The sequence below is a fragment of the Amycolatopsis iheyensis genome, assembly GCF_024703995.1.
Lineage (GTDB): Bacteria > Actinomycetota > Actinomycetes > Mycobacteriales > Pseudonocardiaceae > Amycolatopsis > Amycolatopsis iheyensis.
The window spans coordinates 172764-186861 of the sequence record NZ_JAMXQV010000001.1 but is presented as its reverse complement, the minus strand read 5'-3'; the positions used below and the strand labels follow the sequence as shown (position 1 = coordinate 186861).

Annotated in this window: 16 protein-coding genes; 7 read left to right on the top strand and 9 right to left on the bottom strand. The window is 71.3% G+C overall.

What is annotated here, in order from left to right; genetic code table 11:
* The first annotated feature begins 29 nt into the window (after window positions 1-29).
* Window positions 30-911, top strand: a complete 882-nt coding sequence (locus M8542_RS01010) for a GntR family transcriptional regulator (protein ID WP_257918035.1) — start codon at window positions 30-32, stop codon at window positions 909-911.
* Here the strand turns inward: M8542_RS01010 and M8542_RS01005 are convergent.
* Genes M8542_RS01005 through nth form a run of 4 tightly spaced genes read right to left on the bottom strand, consistent with a single transcriptional unit; the run spans window position 908 to window position 4068 of the window.
* Window positions 908-2092: a MarP family serine protease gene (locus M8542_RS01005; RefSeq protein WP_257918034.1), complete on the bottom strand. Its 1185-nt coding sequence runs from the start codon at window positions 2090-2092 to the stop codon at window positions 908-910. The two genes, M8542_RS01010 and M8542_RS01005, sit on opposite strands and share 4 nt — an antisense overlap.
* 4 nt (window positions 2093-2096) lie before the next feature.
* A complete protein-coding gene (locus M8542_RS01000) occupies window positions 2097-2792 on the bottom strand; it encodes an NUDIX hydrolase (RefSeq protein WP_257918033.1) in 696 nt (231 codons plus the stop codon).
* Window positions 2789-3388, bottom strand: coding sequence for a TlpA family protein disulfide reductase (locus tag M8542_RS00995; protein WP_257918032.1), 600 nt, complete (start codon window positions 3386-3388; stop codon window positions 2789-2791). Before M8542_RS00995 ends, M8542_RS01000 begins: the two co-directional genes overlap by 4 nt.
* A complete protein-coding gene (nth, locus tag M8542_RS00990; RefSeq protein ID WP_257918031.1) occupies window positions 3385-4068 on the bottom strand; it encodes an endonuclease III in 684 nt (227 codons plus the stop codon). Before nth ends, M8542_RS00995 begins: the two co-directional genes overlap by 4 nt.
* Before the next feature lie 225 nt (window positions 4069-4293).
* On the opposite strand from nth, the gene M8542_RS00985 reads away from it, so the two are divergent.
* From M8542_RS00985 to M8542_RS00970, 4 genes are all read left to right on the top strand, one after another.
* Window positions 4294-4545: a hypothetical protein gene (locus M8542_RS00985; protein ID WP_013230551.1), complete on the top strand. Its 252-nt coding sequence runs from the start codon at window positions 4294-4296 to the stop codon at window positions 4543-4545.
* Between the two features lie 148 nt (window positions 4546-4693).
* Window positions 4694-5368 carry a Crp/Fnr family transcriptional regulator gene (locus M8542_RS00980; RefSeq protein ID WP_003081747.1) on the top strand — a complete coding sequence of 225 codons (675 nt, stop codon included), beginning with the start codon at window positions 4694-4696 and terminating at the stop codon, window positions 5366-5368.
* Between the two features lie 431 nt (window positions 5369-5799).
* The gene (locus M8542_RS00975) at window positions 5800-7047 is read left to right on the top strand and encodes an MFS transporter (RefSeq protein ID WP_372508450.1); all 1248 of its coding nucleotides are present in this window, start codon (window positions 5800-5802) and stop codon (window positions 7045-7047) included.
* A 34-nt stretch (window positions 7048-7081) separates the two neighbouring features.
* A complete protein-coding gene (locus M8542_RS00970) occupies window positions 7082-8143 on the top strand; it encodes a DNA polymerase III subunit beta (RefSeq protein WP_257918030.1) in 1062 nt (353 codons plus the stop codon).
* Here M8542_RS00970 and M8542_RS00965 read toward each other — a convergent pair.
* Window positions 8133-9095: a hypothetical protein gene (locus M8542_RS00965; protein WP_257918029.1), complete on the bottom strand. Its 963-nt coding sequence runs from the start codon at window positions 9093-9095 to the stop codon at window positions 8133-8135. The genes M8542_RS00970 and M8542_RS00965 overlap by 11 nt on opposite strands.
* Window positions 9096-9126: 31 nt before the next feature.
* On the bottom strand, window positions 9127-10092 hold the full coding sequence (locus M8542_RS00960) for an Lrp/AsnC family transcriptional regulator (protein WP_257918028.1): 966 nt from the start codon (window positions 10090-10092) through the stop codon (window positions 9127-9129).
* Window positions 10093-10175: 83 nt separating this feature from the next.
* Here M8542_RS00960 and M8542_RS00955 point away from each other — a divergent pair, with 83 nt between their 5' ends.
* Together M8542_RS00955 and M8542_RS00950 are read left to right on the top strand one after the other, a co-directional pair.
* On the top strand, window positions 10176-10997 hold the full coding sequence (locus tag M8542_RS00955; RefSeq protein WP_257918027.1) for a VOC family protein: 822 nt from the start codon (window positions 10176-10178) through the stop codon (window positions 10995-10997).
* Window positions 10994-12160: a carboxylesterase family protein gene (locus M8542_RS00950; RefSeq protein WP_257918026.1), complete on the top strand. Its 1167-nt coding sequence runs from the start codon at window positions 10994-10996 to the stop codon at window positions 12158-12160. Before M8542_RS00955 ends, M8542_RS00950 begins: the two co-directional genes overlap by 4 nt.
* On the opposite strand, the gene M8542_RS00945 is transcribed toward M8542_RS00950, so the two are convergent.
* From M8542_RS00945 to M8542_RS00935, 3 genes are read right to left on the bottom strand one after another with little or no spacing between them, the layout of a single operon-like run.
* Complete coding sequence (locus M8542_RS00945) at window positions 12138-12392, bottom strand: glutaredoxin family protein (protein ID WP_257918025.1); 255 nt, start codon at window positions 12390-12392, stop codon at window positions 12138-12140. The genes M8542_RS00950 and M8542_RS00945 overlap by 23 nt on opposite strands.
* Window positions 12393-12403: 11 nt before the next feature.
* A complete protein-coding gene (locus M8542_RS00940; RefSeq protein WP_257918024.1) occupies window positions 12404-13174 on the bottom strand; it encodes an MBL fold metallo-hydrolase in 771 nt (256 codons plus the stop codon).
* Entirely contained in the window at window positions 13171-13989 is an 819-nt protein-coding gene (locus tag M8542_RS00935; protein WP_257918023.1) for an NUDIX hydrolase, read from the bottom strand. Before M8542_RS00935 ends, M8542_RS00940 begins: the two co-directional genes overlap by 4 nt.
* Window positions 13990-14098: the final 109 nt, after the last annotated feature.

The following is a 14098-nucleotide window of genomic DNA, read 5'->3' as shown; positions in this document are numbered from 1 at the left end:
TCGCTGGCTGTACTAGGTCAGGAGACGTCGTGAAGTACGTGGTCATCGCCGAAGAGCTGCGCGGCCGGATCACGCGTGGGGAGCTGCCGCCGGGCGCCCGGGTGCCCTCGACCCGGCGGCTCGCGGCCGACCACGGTGTCGCGATGGCGACCGCGGCCAAGGCGTTGACCCTGCTGAGCCAGGAGGGGCTGGTGCGCGCGGAGCCACGCTCGGGCACGGTCGTCGCGAGCCGGGAGCGGCGCGGCGGCCGGCGGGGCCTGACCCGCGACCGGATCGTGCGCACCGCGATCGGCATCGCCGACGCCGAAGGGCTGGCCGCGTTGTCCATGCGTGGCGTCGCGGCTCGCCTCGGCGTCGCCGCCATGGCGCCGTACAAGTACGTGAGCGGCCGGGACGAGCTCGTGCTGCTGATGGCCGACGCGGCCTACGGCGAACGCGGCTACCCGGCCGAACTGCCCCCGGACTGGCGCGACCAGCTGCTGCTCGTCGGCCGCACGCTGTGGAGCCTCTTCCGGCGGCACCCCTGGCTGGCCCAGCTCACCCCGATCACGCGGCCGCTGCCGTTGCGGAACCTAGCCGCCCACGGCGAGCGGGCGCTGTCGGCGCTGGCCCAGCTCGACGTCGACGCGGCCACCCTCTGCGACCTGCACGTGGTGTTCTTCAGCCACCTCCAGGGGCTGGCGAGCCACCTGGAACGCGAGCAGAGCGCCCTGGCGTCGTCCGGGCTGTCCGAAGACGACTGGATGGACCGCCAGGGCCCCGCGCTCGCCGCGATGACCAGCGGCTTCCCGACGTTCGCCGGCATGCTGCGCGAGCTCGGGGAAACCGGCTACGACCTGGTGCTGGACACCATCGCCGAGTCCGGGCTGCGGGCGCTGCTCGACGGCTTGGCGCTGCGGTACGGGCGTTAGGCGGCGCAGGAGCCCGTCGACACGTTCGTCGACTGCGACGGCGCCGCGTCGACCTCGGCCCGCACCTGCTCGGCCGTCAGCGTGAAGCCCGTTTCCGGGTCCTCGACCGCCGCGCCGAACACGACGCCGATGACTCTGCCGTCCGGCGTCACCATCGGGCCGCCCGAGTTCCCGCTGCGGATCTCGGCGCGGACCGTGAAGACGTCCCGCTGGACCGTCCGGGCGTCGTAGATGTCCGGGCCGCGCAGGTTGATCCGGCCGCGCACGCGCGCCGGCGTCGCCCGGTACGGGCCGTCGAGCGGGTAGCCGAGCACCACCGCGCTGTCGCCCGCCCGCGCGGTCTCCGGCGCGAACTGCAGGGCCGGGGCCCGCAGCCGCGGCACGGCGAGCACCGCGATGTCGACCTCCGGGTCGAAGTAGACGACCCGCGCCGGGTAGTCGCCCTGGGTCGTCTCGATGCCGACGGTGTCGGTGCCCGCGACGACGTGCGCGTTCGTCATCACCCGCTGCGGCGCGATCACGAACCCGCTGCCTTCCAGCGAGCGCGAGCACGAGCTGGCGCTGCCGCGGATCTTGACCACGCTGCCGTGCAGCTGCTGGACGATCCCGCTGCTCTGCAGGGCCGGGTCCGGCGGCGAGGTGTCGGCCGTCGGGGCCTTCTCGAAGGGATCCATGATGGACGGGAAGCCGGACGCGTCGAGCAGCTTCCGCAGCTGGCTCGGGAAGCCCTGCGCGGCCTCCGGCATCGCGTCGTTGACCTTGCCGAGCACCAGGGAGTTGTTGATCCCCTTGGGCAGCCAGGGCAGGGCGGACACGGTCGTCAGGGGCGTCGCGATCAGCCACGCCACCACGAGCACGACCAGGGCCTGCACGATGGCGCCGAGCGTCTTGTCGACGCCGCGGAGCTTGTCCGGGTTGATCTTCTGCCGCAGCCGGCGGCCGACGTAGACGCCGATCGCCTCGCCGAGGGCGACCAGGAAGACCACGGTCGCGACCGCGAAGGCGACCTTCCACACCTGGTCGTCGAAGAACGAGACCACCACCGGCGCGAGCTTGATGCCCACGACCGCGCCGAGCACGACGCCGACGAGCGACGGCAAGGCGACGATCACGCCCTGGTATGCGCCGGACACCGCCGCCAGCACCGCCAGCGCCAGTACCAGCACATCGACCCAGTTCACCGTGTCACCCTTCCACAACCCGCGCCTGGTACGCGGCCAGCGCCTCGTCGAGGTCCCGGACGTCGCCCGAGTCCCATTCGCGCTCGAAGCCTCCCAGGCCGAGCAGGACCGACAGCAACCCGGCGGTGAACCCCCAGACGAACAGGCCCGAGACCTCGAAGGCCGGGCCCTTCCACGGCGCGCCGGCCTTCTGGACGGTGAACCGGTTGGCCGGGTCGGCCAGATCGGCGAGCGGCACGCGCGCGACCGACGCCGTCTCACCCGGGTCGACCGCGTGCACCGGCGACGGGGTTTCCCAGTGCGCGAGCACCGGCGTCACCGCGAACTTCGAGACCGGGACGAACAGCTCGGGCAGCACGGCGATCGGCCGGACACCGGACGGGACGACCCCGGTCTCCTCCTCGGCCTCGCGCAGCGCGGTGCCGACCGGTCCGCCGTCGCCGTCTTCGGCGCCGCCGCCGGGGAAGGCGACCTGGCCGGCGTGCGAGCCGAGCGTGTCGGCGCGGCGCTGCAGCAGGACGTCGGGCTCGCCGTCGGCTTCGCGCTCGCCGAAGAGGATGAGCACCGCGGCGGGCCGGGTGTAGGTGTCCTCCGGCGGGCTGAAGCGCGTGAACGTCTTCGAATCGACCTCGCCGCTGACCTTGACCAGCGGCCGGAGCCACTCGGGGACGGACTCCGGCTCCACCAGCGGTCCGATCATGAAGCCCCTCCCACTGCCGCGCGCACCTGGTCAGTGTTCCCGAACAACCGTGGGTTCGCGATGAACCGGACCTCCCCGGCGGCGGTGACCAGGTAGGACGCCGGGAGCGACGACGGCACCTTCAGCGCCGCGCGGACGGGCCCGCTCGGCCCGTCGCCGTCGAAGACCGACGGTAGGTGCACGCCCAGCTCGGCGAGGAGGTTCAAGCCGTCCTTAGCCGGGCTCTGCACCTGGACGCCGAGCACCCGCACGGCACCGGGCTGCTTCGCGTACTCCTGGAGCACGGGCAGCTCGGTCCGGCACGGCTGGCACCACGACGCCCACACGTTGACCAGCACCGGAGCCCCGGCCAGGGCCTTGCCGAGGTCGACGCTGCCGCCGTCGCCAAGGCAGTCCGCCTCGACGCCGTCGAGCTGCTTCACCGGCCGGGCCGGACCGGCCGCGGGGCACGGCTGGAGCGCCGCCGCGGACCGGGCGGGCGCCAGATCCCCGGCCGGTTTCGCCGCGCTGTCGTCGCCCCCGCGGGGCAACAGCGCGACGATGAGCGCCACCGCCAGCACGGCGGCGGCCAGCGCCCATTTGGTGACGGTCGTCACCGGGGCGCCGCCATGGCCAGGATGTGGTCCTTCTCGACGCCCTTGACGAGCTTCGCGGCCTCTTCGAACCCGGTCGGGCCGGTGCCGTAGGACGGGCAGTCCTTGGCCAGCGGGCAGGCGCCGCACGCGGGCTTCTTGGCGTGGCAGACACGCCGGCCGTGGAAGATCACCCGGTGCGAGAGCATCGTCCACTCCTTGCGGGGGATCAGCTCGCCGATCGCGTGCTCGACCTTGACCGGGTCGTCCTCGGCCGTCCAGCCCCAGCGGCGCACCAGGCGGCCGAAGTGGGTGTCGACGGTGATGCCCGGGACGTCGAAGGCGTTCCCGAGCACGACGTTGGCGGTCTTGCGGCCGACGCCGGGCAGGGTGACCAGGTCGTCGAGCTTGGCCGGGACCTCGCCGTCGAAGCGTTCGACCAGCGCCGCGCCGAGCCCCATCACGGAGTTCGCCTTGGCCCGGTAGAAGCCGGTGCTCCGGAGGTACTCCTCCAGCTCGGTGCGCTCGGCGCCGGCGTAGTCGGCGGCGGTCCGGTAGCGCTTGAACAGCGCGGGCGTGACGAGGTTCACCCGGACGTCGGTGGTCTGCGCGGACAGCACGACCGCGACCAGCAGTTCCAGCGGTGTGGTGAAGTCGAGCTCACAGTGGGCGTCGGGATAAACGTCGTCCAAGCAACGCTTCATCCGCCTGGCGCGTCTCACCAGAGCTAACCGGCTTTCACCAGCGCCCTCACGGGGGGCGTTCGTGGTGGCAGGTGGCACCCCGATAGCCTACGGGCGCTGTCGGACGAGCCGGTGACTGACCGGTGGACGACCGACACGCCAGAGCACCACTCGGCGCAGTTTTCCGGCCGCCATGAGCGAGGATCTGGAGTAGATGCTTCCCACTGAGTGTTTCGGGGTCCGGTCATGACTGTCTGGTTCGTCATCCTGGTCCCCTTGGTGATCATGTTCTTCGCGCTGTTCATGGAGCGCGTCGAAAGCCGGCTCAAGCACGTCGCGGTGCAGGAGAACGAGGTCGAAGAGTTCCTCGAGCAGGCGCAGCCCAACGAGGTCCGGGCGCTCTACGGGCACGGCATCGGCCGCGCGCTGGAGCTGTTCCGGCTGCGTAGGCTGGGCGGACGGGCAGCCAGGCTACGCGCGCGGCGCGTGCGGAGTTAGGCTCCACGTTCGAACGAGATCGTTTGGCGGGCCGCGCGTCCGCCGAGCGATCTCGGGAGTACGCCCTAGACTGACGCGCAAGTGATCGGCGTCACGCTCTTCCAGCCACGGGAGGGCGTGAACGTTTCTCGACGAGGAGGCACCCGAGGTGGACGAAACCCTGGCCCGTGCGGGCATTTTCCAGGGTGTGGAGCCGGCAGCGGCGGAGGCGCTGGCCCAGACCTTGGAATCCGTGGAGTTCCCCCGCGGCCATGTCATCTTCAACGAGGGTGAACCCGGCGACAAGCTCTACATCATCCAGTCCGGCAAGGTGAAGATCGGCCGCAAGTCGCCCGACGGCCGCGAGAACCTGCTGGGCATCTTCGGCCCGTCCGACATGTTCGGCGAGCTGTCCATCTTCGACCCCGGCCCCCGGACGTCGAGCGCGACCACGGTCACCGAGGTCCGCGCGGTCACCATGGACCGCCCGGCGCTGCGCCAGTGGATCTCGACCCGGCCGGAGATCGCCGAGCAGCTGCTGCGCGTGGTCGCGCGCCGCCTGCGCCGGACGAACAACATGGTCGCGGAGCTGATCTTCACCGACGTCCCCGGCCGCGTGGCGCGGGCGCTGCTGCAGCTCGCGCAGCGCTTCGGCAGCCAGGAGGCGGGCCTGCTGCGGGTCACGCACGACCTGACGCAGGAAGAGATCGCCCAGTACGTCGGGGCGTCGCGCGAGACCGTCAACAAGGCGCTCGCCGACTTCGCCCACCGCGGCTGGCTGCGGCTCGAAGGCAAGAGCGTGCTGATCCTCGACCCCGAGCGGCTGGCTCGCCGGGCTCGCTGAGTCTTGGTACGAAGAAGGCCTCCTCGCCCGGCTGGGTGAGGAGGCCTTCTTGGTGCAATGACTTCGTTCAATGACAAAGAGCCGGGCGCCACCCCCGACGTGGCGCACCGGCTCTTCGTTTGTCGCGCGGACCATCCCCCGACGATCCGCGCTCCCCGCCCTCCGGACCAGGCCCCGACCCATATGCCGGAGGGAGCTGGGTTGTGTGCTGTTGTTCAACCATCACGGCCCATACCCACGAATTCAAGGCCATTCACTCTCAAGGACGCTGTCCCGTGCGTTTCGTTGCACGAGTTCACGGAGAATATCGTGAGTGTTACCCGATCGAGACCTCGCGGACCGGTCCCAAGATCCGTTCCCAGTCTGCCGGTGACGCACCTGACCGTCAAATAACTGGTACTCACGTACCACTCTGCGGCATACTGGCACGCGTGTCCCACTCCGAAGGTCGTACGTCTTTGGCCGACTACCGCAGCGCGCTGACGACCCGCGCGGCGCGGCGGCCCGCGATCGCGTCCGTGCTCGCCCGGCTGCCGATCGCGATGATCGGCATCTCGGCGCTGCTCTACGTCCAGCGCGAGACCGGTTCCTTCGCCGCGGCCGGGCTGGTCTCGGCCGGTTCACTCGTCGGGGTGTCGGTGGGCGCGGTGATCCAGGGCCGGCTGATCGACCGCTTCGGCCCGACGCGGCCGCTGCTGGTCGTGGCCGTCACGCTGGCGCTGTCGATGAGCGCGCTGGTGACGTCGATCGAGTCGCACGCGCCGACCGCGGTGATGGTCGCGCTGGGCGCGGTCACCGGGCTGTCCGAGCCGATGGTCGGCTCCGCCTCCCGGGCGCTGTGGGGCCGGCTGCTGCCCCCGGGCGGCGCGCGCAACGCGGCGTTCTCGTACGAGGCGATCAGCATGGAGGTCTTCTTCATCCTCGGCCCCGGCCTGGCCGGGCTGCTGGTGACGGCGCCGTGGGCCGGCACCGGCCTGGTGCTGGGTGTCGCACTGCAGTTCACCGGCGCGGTGCTGTTCGCGCTGAGCCCGGCGGTGCGGGCGTGGGGGCCGGCCACCGGCTCTTCGCCGTCGCTGCTGGGCGCGTTGGCGAGCCCGGGCATGCGGACGCTGGCGCTGGCGGCGCTCGGCTTCGGCGTGGTGATCGGGTTCGTCGAGGTCGCGGTGCCCGCGTCGGCGACCGAGGCCGGGCACGCGTCGGTGGGTGGCCTGCTGCTGTCGGCGTGGTCGCTGAGCTCGGTGGCGTTCGGCGTCGCGTACAGCCTGCGCCCGTGGCCGCGGCGCCTCGGCCTGCGGCTGCCCGCGCTGCTGGGCGCGTTCGGCGCGTTGGTGGCGCTGCTGGCGTGGCCGTCTTCGCTGTGGGGGCTGGCGCTGATGATGCTGCTGGCGGGCGCGTTGATCACCCCGCAGTCGACGGCCCACTCGTCGACGATCGAGGTCGTGGCCCCGGCCGGCACCGCGGCGGAGGCGTTCGGCTGGGTCCTGACGGCGGTGACGCTCGGGCTCGCGGTGGGCCAGTCGGTGAGCGGGTACGTGGTCGAGCACGCCGGCCCGTCGGCGGCCTTCCTGGCGGCGAGCGTCGCCGGGCTGGCGCTGGCGGCGCTGGTGTGGGCGCTGCGCGGAACGGTCCGCCCGGCGGTCACCGCGCCGGTTCCCTCGCTGGTCGGCGCCGGGCAGTAGCGTTTTTGTCGGTGCCCGCCGCTAGCTTGCGGGCATGGACGTCACCGCGCCTGCCCACCGCCTCTCGGCGGCCGTCTCCGCCGCGGCCCGGCTCCTGCCCGCCCGAGCCGGGTTGCGGCTGGACGCGGGAGCCGCCGGCCTGAGCGTCGCCGGAAGCGACTCGGACCTGGCGGTCCGCTTCGACTGCCCGGCGACGTCCCACACCGACGGCTCGGTCGTCGTCCCCGCGGCGCCCTTGGCCGAGACGTTGCGAATGCTCGACGCCGAGCTGGTGCGCCTGGTCGTCGAGGGCAGCCGCTTGGCGCTGCGGCTCGACAACGCCCGCTTCGCGCTGCCCCTGCTGTCCACCGAGGCCGGGCCACCGGGCGCGGAGCCGCCACTGGTGTCCGAAGTGGACGGAGCGGCGTTCGCGTCGGCGCTGCGGACGGTCGCGGGAACGGCGTCGAAGGACGACCCGCTCCCGCTGTTCACGGGCGTCCGGCTGCAGGCGGGGAGCCGCCTGACGCTCACGGCGTCGGACCGCTACCGGATGGCGGTCGCCCGGCTGCCGCTGCGCTCGCCGGGGTCGCTGGACGTCCTGGTGCCGGCGTCGCTGCTGACGGAGGCCGCGCGCCAGGCACGGGGCGTGGTCGGCCTGCACGCGGGCCCGGACCGCTTCGGCTTGAGCTGGGCGGGCGGCCTGGTCGGCACGGCGGTCCTGGACGCGGGGTTCCTGTCGGAGGATTCGATCCCATCGGGCGCGGTCGACACGACGGTAACGCTGGAGGCGGATGCTTTGGCGGCGGCGGTCCGCCGGGTCGGCGTGTACGCCGAGGACCGGCGGGTGCTGACGCTGGAGGTCGGGGACGCCCAGGTCCGGCTGGCGAGCGCGCGGCAGGACACGGGCGAGGCGGAGGAGACGTTGAAGGCCGAGGTTGGTGGTGGGCGGACGTCGCCGTCGTTCCAGGCGAGGTATCTGCTGGACGCGCTGCAGGCGTTCGCGGGTGAGCGGGTGGTGCTGTCGATCCAGCCGGGGATGCGGGCATGCGTCCTGCGGGCGGCTGAGGCTGGGGAGGTGGAGCTGACTTACTACCTGATGCCGATGCTCAGCCGATGATTTCGGTCAGGTCCCTGAGGACGACTTCCTTCGCTGGTCCGGCCGTGAACTGGCTGACGGTCAGGGCGGCACTCCCGAAGTGGTCCTCGTAGGCACGACGCAGGTTGGGCGAGGAGCGGCCCAATGCCCACTCCATGGTCGAGTTGCTCTTCCGCAGGAAGCTGATGGGCAGGTCGCCGAGCACATACAGCTCGGCCCGGCGCCGGCCACGCCCGAGAACGAGGCCGACCATGTCGGCCACCAGCCCGCGTTTACGCATGGCATCACGGCCTTTCCACTCGCCGGCCTTGAACTCGGCGACGCGGCGGTCGGTCTCGAGGTCGAACTTCCGGCTTGGATCATTCCCGGCGGCCAGCGATGGGCGCTGGGTGATGCGCTCACCCGGTTCGAGGATCTTCGGCAACGCGCGGACGATCATCGCCGCGTGGATGAGGTCGTTGACCCGCCCGGCGTGCTGGCGGACCAGCAAGGCGCCCCGGACCAGGTCATCGGTCATGCCCTCGGCGGCCACCCGCGCGCCCACGGTCTCGATGTCGGCCCCTTCCAGGAGGGACTCCAGCCGAACGACCCGGCTCGACAAGTTTTCTTCGGCGAAGAACTCGTGCAGGTCGATGAAGGACTTGACCGCCGAACCCAGATCGCTTTTGGGCGCCGGCGCCTCGGCCGCCGGCTCCGGTTCGCTCGGGGCCTCAGGCTCGTGGGGCAGCGGGCTCGTCGTGAAGCCGAGCCGACGCAGCTGACGGATCGCGTAGTGGGAGATGAACTCGGTTCGCGACACCCCGACTGCACGCTCGAAGATCTGCCGTGGCGGCCACCGTTGTTCACCGATGGCCACCCAGTGCGTGCGAATGGGCTCCGGGCCACCCCGGGCTGCCGCGCTCAACACCTCTCCGCGGCTCAACCGATACTGCTCGCCGTTCAACACGAAGTCGATCGCACGATCGTCGTTCATAGGCAGTGAGTCGCCTGTGGGTGTGATCCCGCTACACCGGCGTCACGGTGCCGAAGCGCTTCAACGTCCGGATCATCGGCGCCGTCTCCACCTGACGCACCCCCGAAAGCCCGCCCAGATCGTCCGCCAGATACGCGTACAACGCGGCATCGTCACGGCAGCCCACATTCGCCACCATGTTCGCCGGGCCCGTGGTCGCCGCCGCGAAGGCCACCTGTGGGTGACTTGCCAGGGCCCGGCCCGTCGACTCCAGCGCCGACGGTGCCACCGTCAGCCACAGCGTCGCCGTCAGAGGGTAGCCCAGCAGGGCCGCGTCCACCTCGACGTCGAAGTACAGCGCTCCCGATGAACGCAACGCCGACAACCGGCGCCGGACCGTTGACTCTGACCGGCCAGACGCCGAAGCCAAAGTCGACATGTCGGCACGGCCGTCGGCCGCCAATGCCGTCAGCAGGCCTGAGTCGCCGGGTTCCGGCTGGTAAAGCGAAGAAACGGGCGCCGGGCGAAGCAAAGCGACCTGCGAAGCCGACAAAGCGCTCGATCGACCCGACCAACCAGCAGGACCTCCGGCGAACCGGCGCAGCAAACGGTAAGCCGTCATCGAGACCACCCGCGGTGTCCGCGGCAGCTGGCCGAGGAGCAGGCCGTCCGTCTCCTCGCGCAGCGGCGCCCTGACGAAGCAGACGATCTCCGTCCCGCCGGACATCAAACTCACCCACTGCGTGTCCGCCCGCCGCGCCAGTGCCGCCGCGATCGACGCCGCCGCGTCCGGTACGCAGCGCAGCCTGACCAGCCAGTGCACCTGGCCCAGCGGCGCCGCCTCCGGGACGCCCACCACCCGCAGCACCCCCGACGACCGCAGCTTCCGGTACCGCCGCGCCACCGTCTGGTCCGACACCCCCAGCACCGCGGCGATCGTGCTGAACGACGCCCGGCCGTCCAGCTGCAGCGCGTGCGCCAAGCCGCGATCGAGGTCGTCGAGCAAGCCGGATTCCACCAGGAGAGCCTAACCAGTGTCGGATTCCGGGCACAATTTCGAAGCAGGAGGAAGAAACAGACACAGAAGTCCAGGCTGACGGCATGAACATCGACCACACCGTCTTCCTGACCAGGAACTACGAAGCGACCTGGCAACGCTACGAACAGCTCGGCTTCACGCTCAGCCCGCCGTCCCGGCACTTCGCCTCGGCGAGCGACCGCGGTGAACCCGTCCCGAGCTGCACCGCCAACCGCTGCGCCTACTTCGGCGGCTCCTTCCTCGAACTCATCGGCATCGTCGACGAGACCGCCGGCGACCCGTGGCGGGTGCTGCCGATCCTCGACGCGCGCGGCGACGGCCTCCACGGCGTCTCCTTCGGCGTCGACGACTCGGAAGAAGCGTCACGACGCCTCGCCGAGGCCGGCCTCTCGACGTCCGGGGTGCTCAAGCTGCAGCGGGACGTCGAACTACCCGAAGGCACCCGCACCGCGCGCTTCCGCAGCGTCCACATCAGCCGAGACCGGACCCCCGAAGGCATCCTCCACACCGCCGAGCACCTCACCCCCGCGTACGTCCACCAACCGCGCTACCTCAGCCACCCCAACGGCGCCCAGGGCGTCGCCGGGATCGTGCTCGTGGTGCCGGACCACGAACGAACCGGCTACCAGCAGCGCTACGACCTGATCACGCGCAACGAGCACCTGGTCGACATCGTCGGCGCGAGCGACCTCGACACCGTTCTCCCCGGCGAACCCGTCAAGACGACGCCGTACTTCGCCGCCCACGGCGTTCTGGTTGCGGACCTGGCGAAAGCGCGGAAGCTGATCGAAGAGCACGTCCCGACCACCACCCGCGGAACCGGCTTCTTCGTCCGAGCCGAGGACGCCGAAGGCGCCGCTGTGTACTTCGAGGAGGCACGATGATCGTCGAGACCACCACCGGCCGGGTGCGGGGCGCGGAAGGCGCCTTCCGTGGAATCCCTTACGCCACCGCGAAACGCTTCGAAGCACCTCGCGAGCCGACGCCGTGGAGCGGAGTCCGCGACGCGCTCGAAGCCGGCCCCGCGGCACCGCAACCGCCGTCCCGCCTGGAGCAGGCCCTCGGCCCGATGCCCCTGCCGCAGAGCGAGGACTGCCTGTTCCTCAACGTCTTCACGCCCTCGACCACCGGGAGCCGGCCGGTGCTCGTGTGGATCCACGGCGGCGGGTTCTCCAGCGGCTCGGGTGGCCAGGTCTGGTACACCGGCACGCGCCTGGCCCGCGACGCCGACGCCGTCGTCGTGACGCTCAACTACCGCCTCGGCGCCCTCGGCTTCGCCGCGCTCGAGGGCGTGCCGGCCAATCTCGGCCTCGCCGACCAGCTCGCCGCCCTCGAATGGGTCCGCGACAACATCGCGGCGTTCGGGGGAAATCCCGCCGAAGTCACCCTCGGCGGACAGTCCGCCGGCGCGCAGTCGACGCTCGCGCTCTGGTCGTCGCCGCGTGCCCGGGGCCTGATGAAGCGGATCGCCCTGCAGAGCGCGCCGGTCGGCATGCCACCGTCCACATGGGACAAGGCGCACCAGAACGCGCTGCTGCTGGAGCATGAACTCGGCGAAGACATCCGAACGGCCGCAACGGAAAGGCTTCTCGAAGCCCAGCTGAAGGTCGCGGCCAGGACCCCTGGCACCCTCGAACCGCCGTTCCAGCTGGTCGCCGACGACGACCTCGTCGCACACGACCTCATCGAAGCCGCGCCCGAAGGCCCGGCGCTCATCAGCTGGACGAAAGAGGAACTGCGCGCTTTCGTCCCCGACGCGCCGCGAGAAACCGTCGAAGCCGCGAACAGCTTCTTCACCGACGACAGGCTGATCGAGAAGCTCGACGCCTTCGCCTACCGCTTCGACTGGCAAGCCCCCGGAAACCGGTTCGGCGCCTGCCACTGCATCGACATCCCGTTCCTCTTCGGCACCCACGACGTCTGGGCCGCGCCGATGCTCGAAGGCGCGCCGCGGGGGCTCGAAGGAGAAGCCGGGCTGCGCCGCGCGTGGGCCGCTTTCCTCCACGGAGAGCGGCCCGGCGCGATCAGCCCGCCGAAGCTGCCTTGACGGCGGCCTCGACCTCGGCGAAGGAGGGGTTGACCAGCGCCGTCGACCCGACGATCACGGTCGGCACGGTCTCGTTCCCGTTCGCCACCTCGCGCACGCGCGCGGCGGCGTCCGGGTCCTCCCAGATGTTGATCTTCCGGATGTTGAAGCCGCTCTTCGACATCGGCCGGTCCAGCGCCATGCAGAACCCGCACCCCGGCCGCCAGTAGAACTCGACCTCGACAGTACTCATCCCGACGCTGCTCATCCCTGTTCCTCCGACCGCAAGTAGTCCAGCTGCGCCTGCACGCTCAGTTCGGCGGGCGCCCACAGCGCCCGGTCGACGTCGGCGTAGACGACCTCGACGACCTGGCGCGGTGTGGCGTCCGCGCCGAGCACCTTCAAAGCCGAACGCACCTGGTCCAGCCGCTGTTCCCGATGGGCGAGGTACTCGCGGGCGGTCGCGGGCAGATCGGGCAGCTCCGGACCGTGCCCGGGCAGCCCGAGCACGCCCGCGGGCAGCTCGATCAGCTTCCGCAGCGAGCGCAGGTAGTCACCGAGGTCGTGCAGCACGGTCGTGCCGCGGCCGAGGATGGTGTCGCCGGTCAGCACCTGACCGGCGAGCACCAGCGACACCGAGTCGTCGGTGTGCCCTGGGGTGTGCAGGACGCGGATCGAGAGGCCGCCGGCGTCGATCACCTCACCGTCCACAAAGGACGACGCGCCGAGGCACAGCGCCGGGTCGAACGCCCGCACCGGCGCGCCGACGCGCTCGGCGAACCACGGCGCACCCTCGGCGTGGTCGGGGTGGAAGTGCGTGAGCAGCACCAGCTCCACCGAACCGGCCGCGGCCAGCAGCTCGAGGTGTTCCAGGTCGCGGTAACCCGGGTCGACGACCACGGCCGGGGTGTCGGGCGTCGCCCGCAGCACCCAGCTGTTGGTGCCTTCGAGCGTCATCGACGACGGGTTGTTCTCCAGCAGCACCGAAGCCGTCTCGGACACGCGGCGCAGCACGCCGTACGCGGGGGCAGTCATCGCTTCTCCAGCACGACGCGGACGTGGTCGTCCTCACGGATCAGGGTCGGCGCGATCCGGACGATCTCGCGCGGCGCGTTCAGCACGTCTTCGGCTGTCTCGAACTTCGCCAGCTCGCTCAGCGTCAGCCAGGTCGGCGGCATCAGCATCCGGCGGCCTTCGCGCGCGTCGGCGATGGCGTCGTCCGGGCGTTGCCAGCCGGAGCTCGACGCCTCCGACGTCGCACCGTCGGCCTCCTGGCCATCGGGCAGCTTCGCGACGTAGAAGCGGGTGTCGTAGCGGCGCGGCTCCTGCTCGGGCGTGATCCAGTGCGCCCACGGCCGCAGCAGGTCGGCCCGCAGGGTCAGCCCGGCGTCGGCGAGGAAGCCGGCCAGCGACACCGCACGCGTCTCCAGGGCCGCGCGCGCGGTCGCGTACGGGGTGACGTCGGTGAGCACCGCGTCCGCGCTGCCCGCGAGCAGCACGCCCGACTCCTCGAACGTCTCGCGCACCGCCGCACAGGTCAACGCCCGCGCGAGGGCGTCGTCACAGCCGAACCGCGCGGCCCACCACGACGGCTCCGGGCCGGCCCACGCCACCGACGCGTCGGCGTCGCGCTTGTCGACCCCGCCGCCGGGGAACACGGTCATCCCCCCGGCGAACGGCATGCCCTTGACCCGGTGCTGCAGGAAGATTTCGACGCCATCGGCGCCGTCCCGGACGAGGATCACGGTCGCCGCGTCCTTGGGCGTCGCCGGCGGGCCGTCGGCATTGGCCCGCGTCGCTACGCCGGCTCCGACCGGGATGTCGAAGACAAACTCCGTTGGCTGCTCCACCCGGGCAACATACCTCCGGCACCCGACGTCCCGTCGCGCAGTTGTGGCACGCCGGACAAAAGCAAAAGCGGCACTTTCTCGACGAAAGTGCCGCTTTGTGCCGCAAACC

Coding starts and splice junctions, on each gene's coding strand:
- M8542_RS01000 (WP_257918033.1), bottom strand. CDS start 2,792: ATGATCGGACCGCTGGTGGAGCCGGAGTCCGTCCCCGAGTGGCTCCGG.
- nth (WP_257918031.1), bottom strand. CDS start 4,068: ATGAAGCGTTGCTTGGACGACGTTTATCCCGACGCCCACTGTGAGCTC.
- M8542_RS00985 (WP_013230551.1), top strand. CDS start 4,294: ATGACTGTCTGGTTCGTCATCCTGGTCCCCTTGGTGATCATGTTCTTC.
- M8542_RS00970 (WP_257918030.1), top strand. CDS start 7,082: ATGGACGTCACCGCGCCTGCCCACCGCCTCTCGGCGGCCGTCTCCGCC.
- M8542_RS00965 (WP_257918029.1), bottom strand. CDS start 9,095: ATGAACGACGATCGTGCGATCGACTTCGTGTTGAACGGCGAGCAGTAT.
- M8542_RS00955 (WP_257918027.1), top strand. CDS start 10,176: ATGAACATCGACCACACCGTCTTCCTGACCAGGAACTACGAAGCGACC.
- M8542_RS00950 (WP_257918026.1), top strand. CDS start 10,994: ATGATCGTCGAGACCACCACCGGCCGGGTGCGGGGCGCGGAAGGCGCC.
- M8542_RS00945 (WP_257918025.1), bottom strand. CDS start 12,392: ATGAGTACTGTCGAGGTCGAGTTCTACTGGCGGCCGGGGTGCGGGTTC.
- M8542_RS00940 (WP_257918024.1), bottom strand. CDS start 13,174: ATGACTGCCCCCGCGTACGGCGTGCTGCGCCGCGTGTCCGAGACGGCT.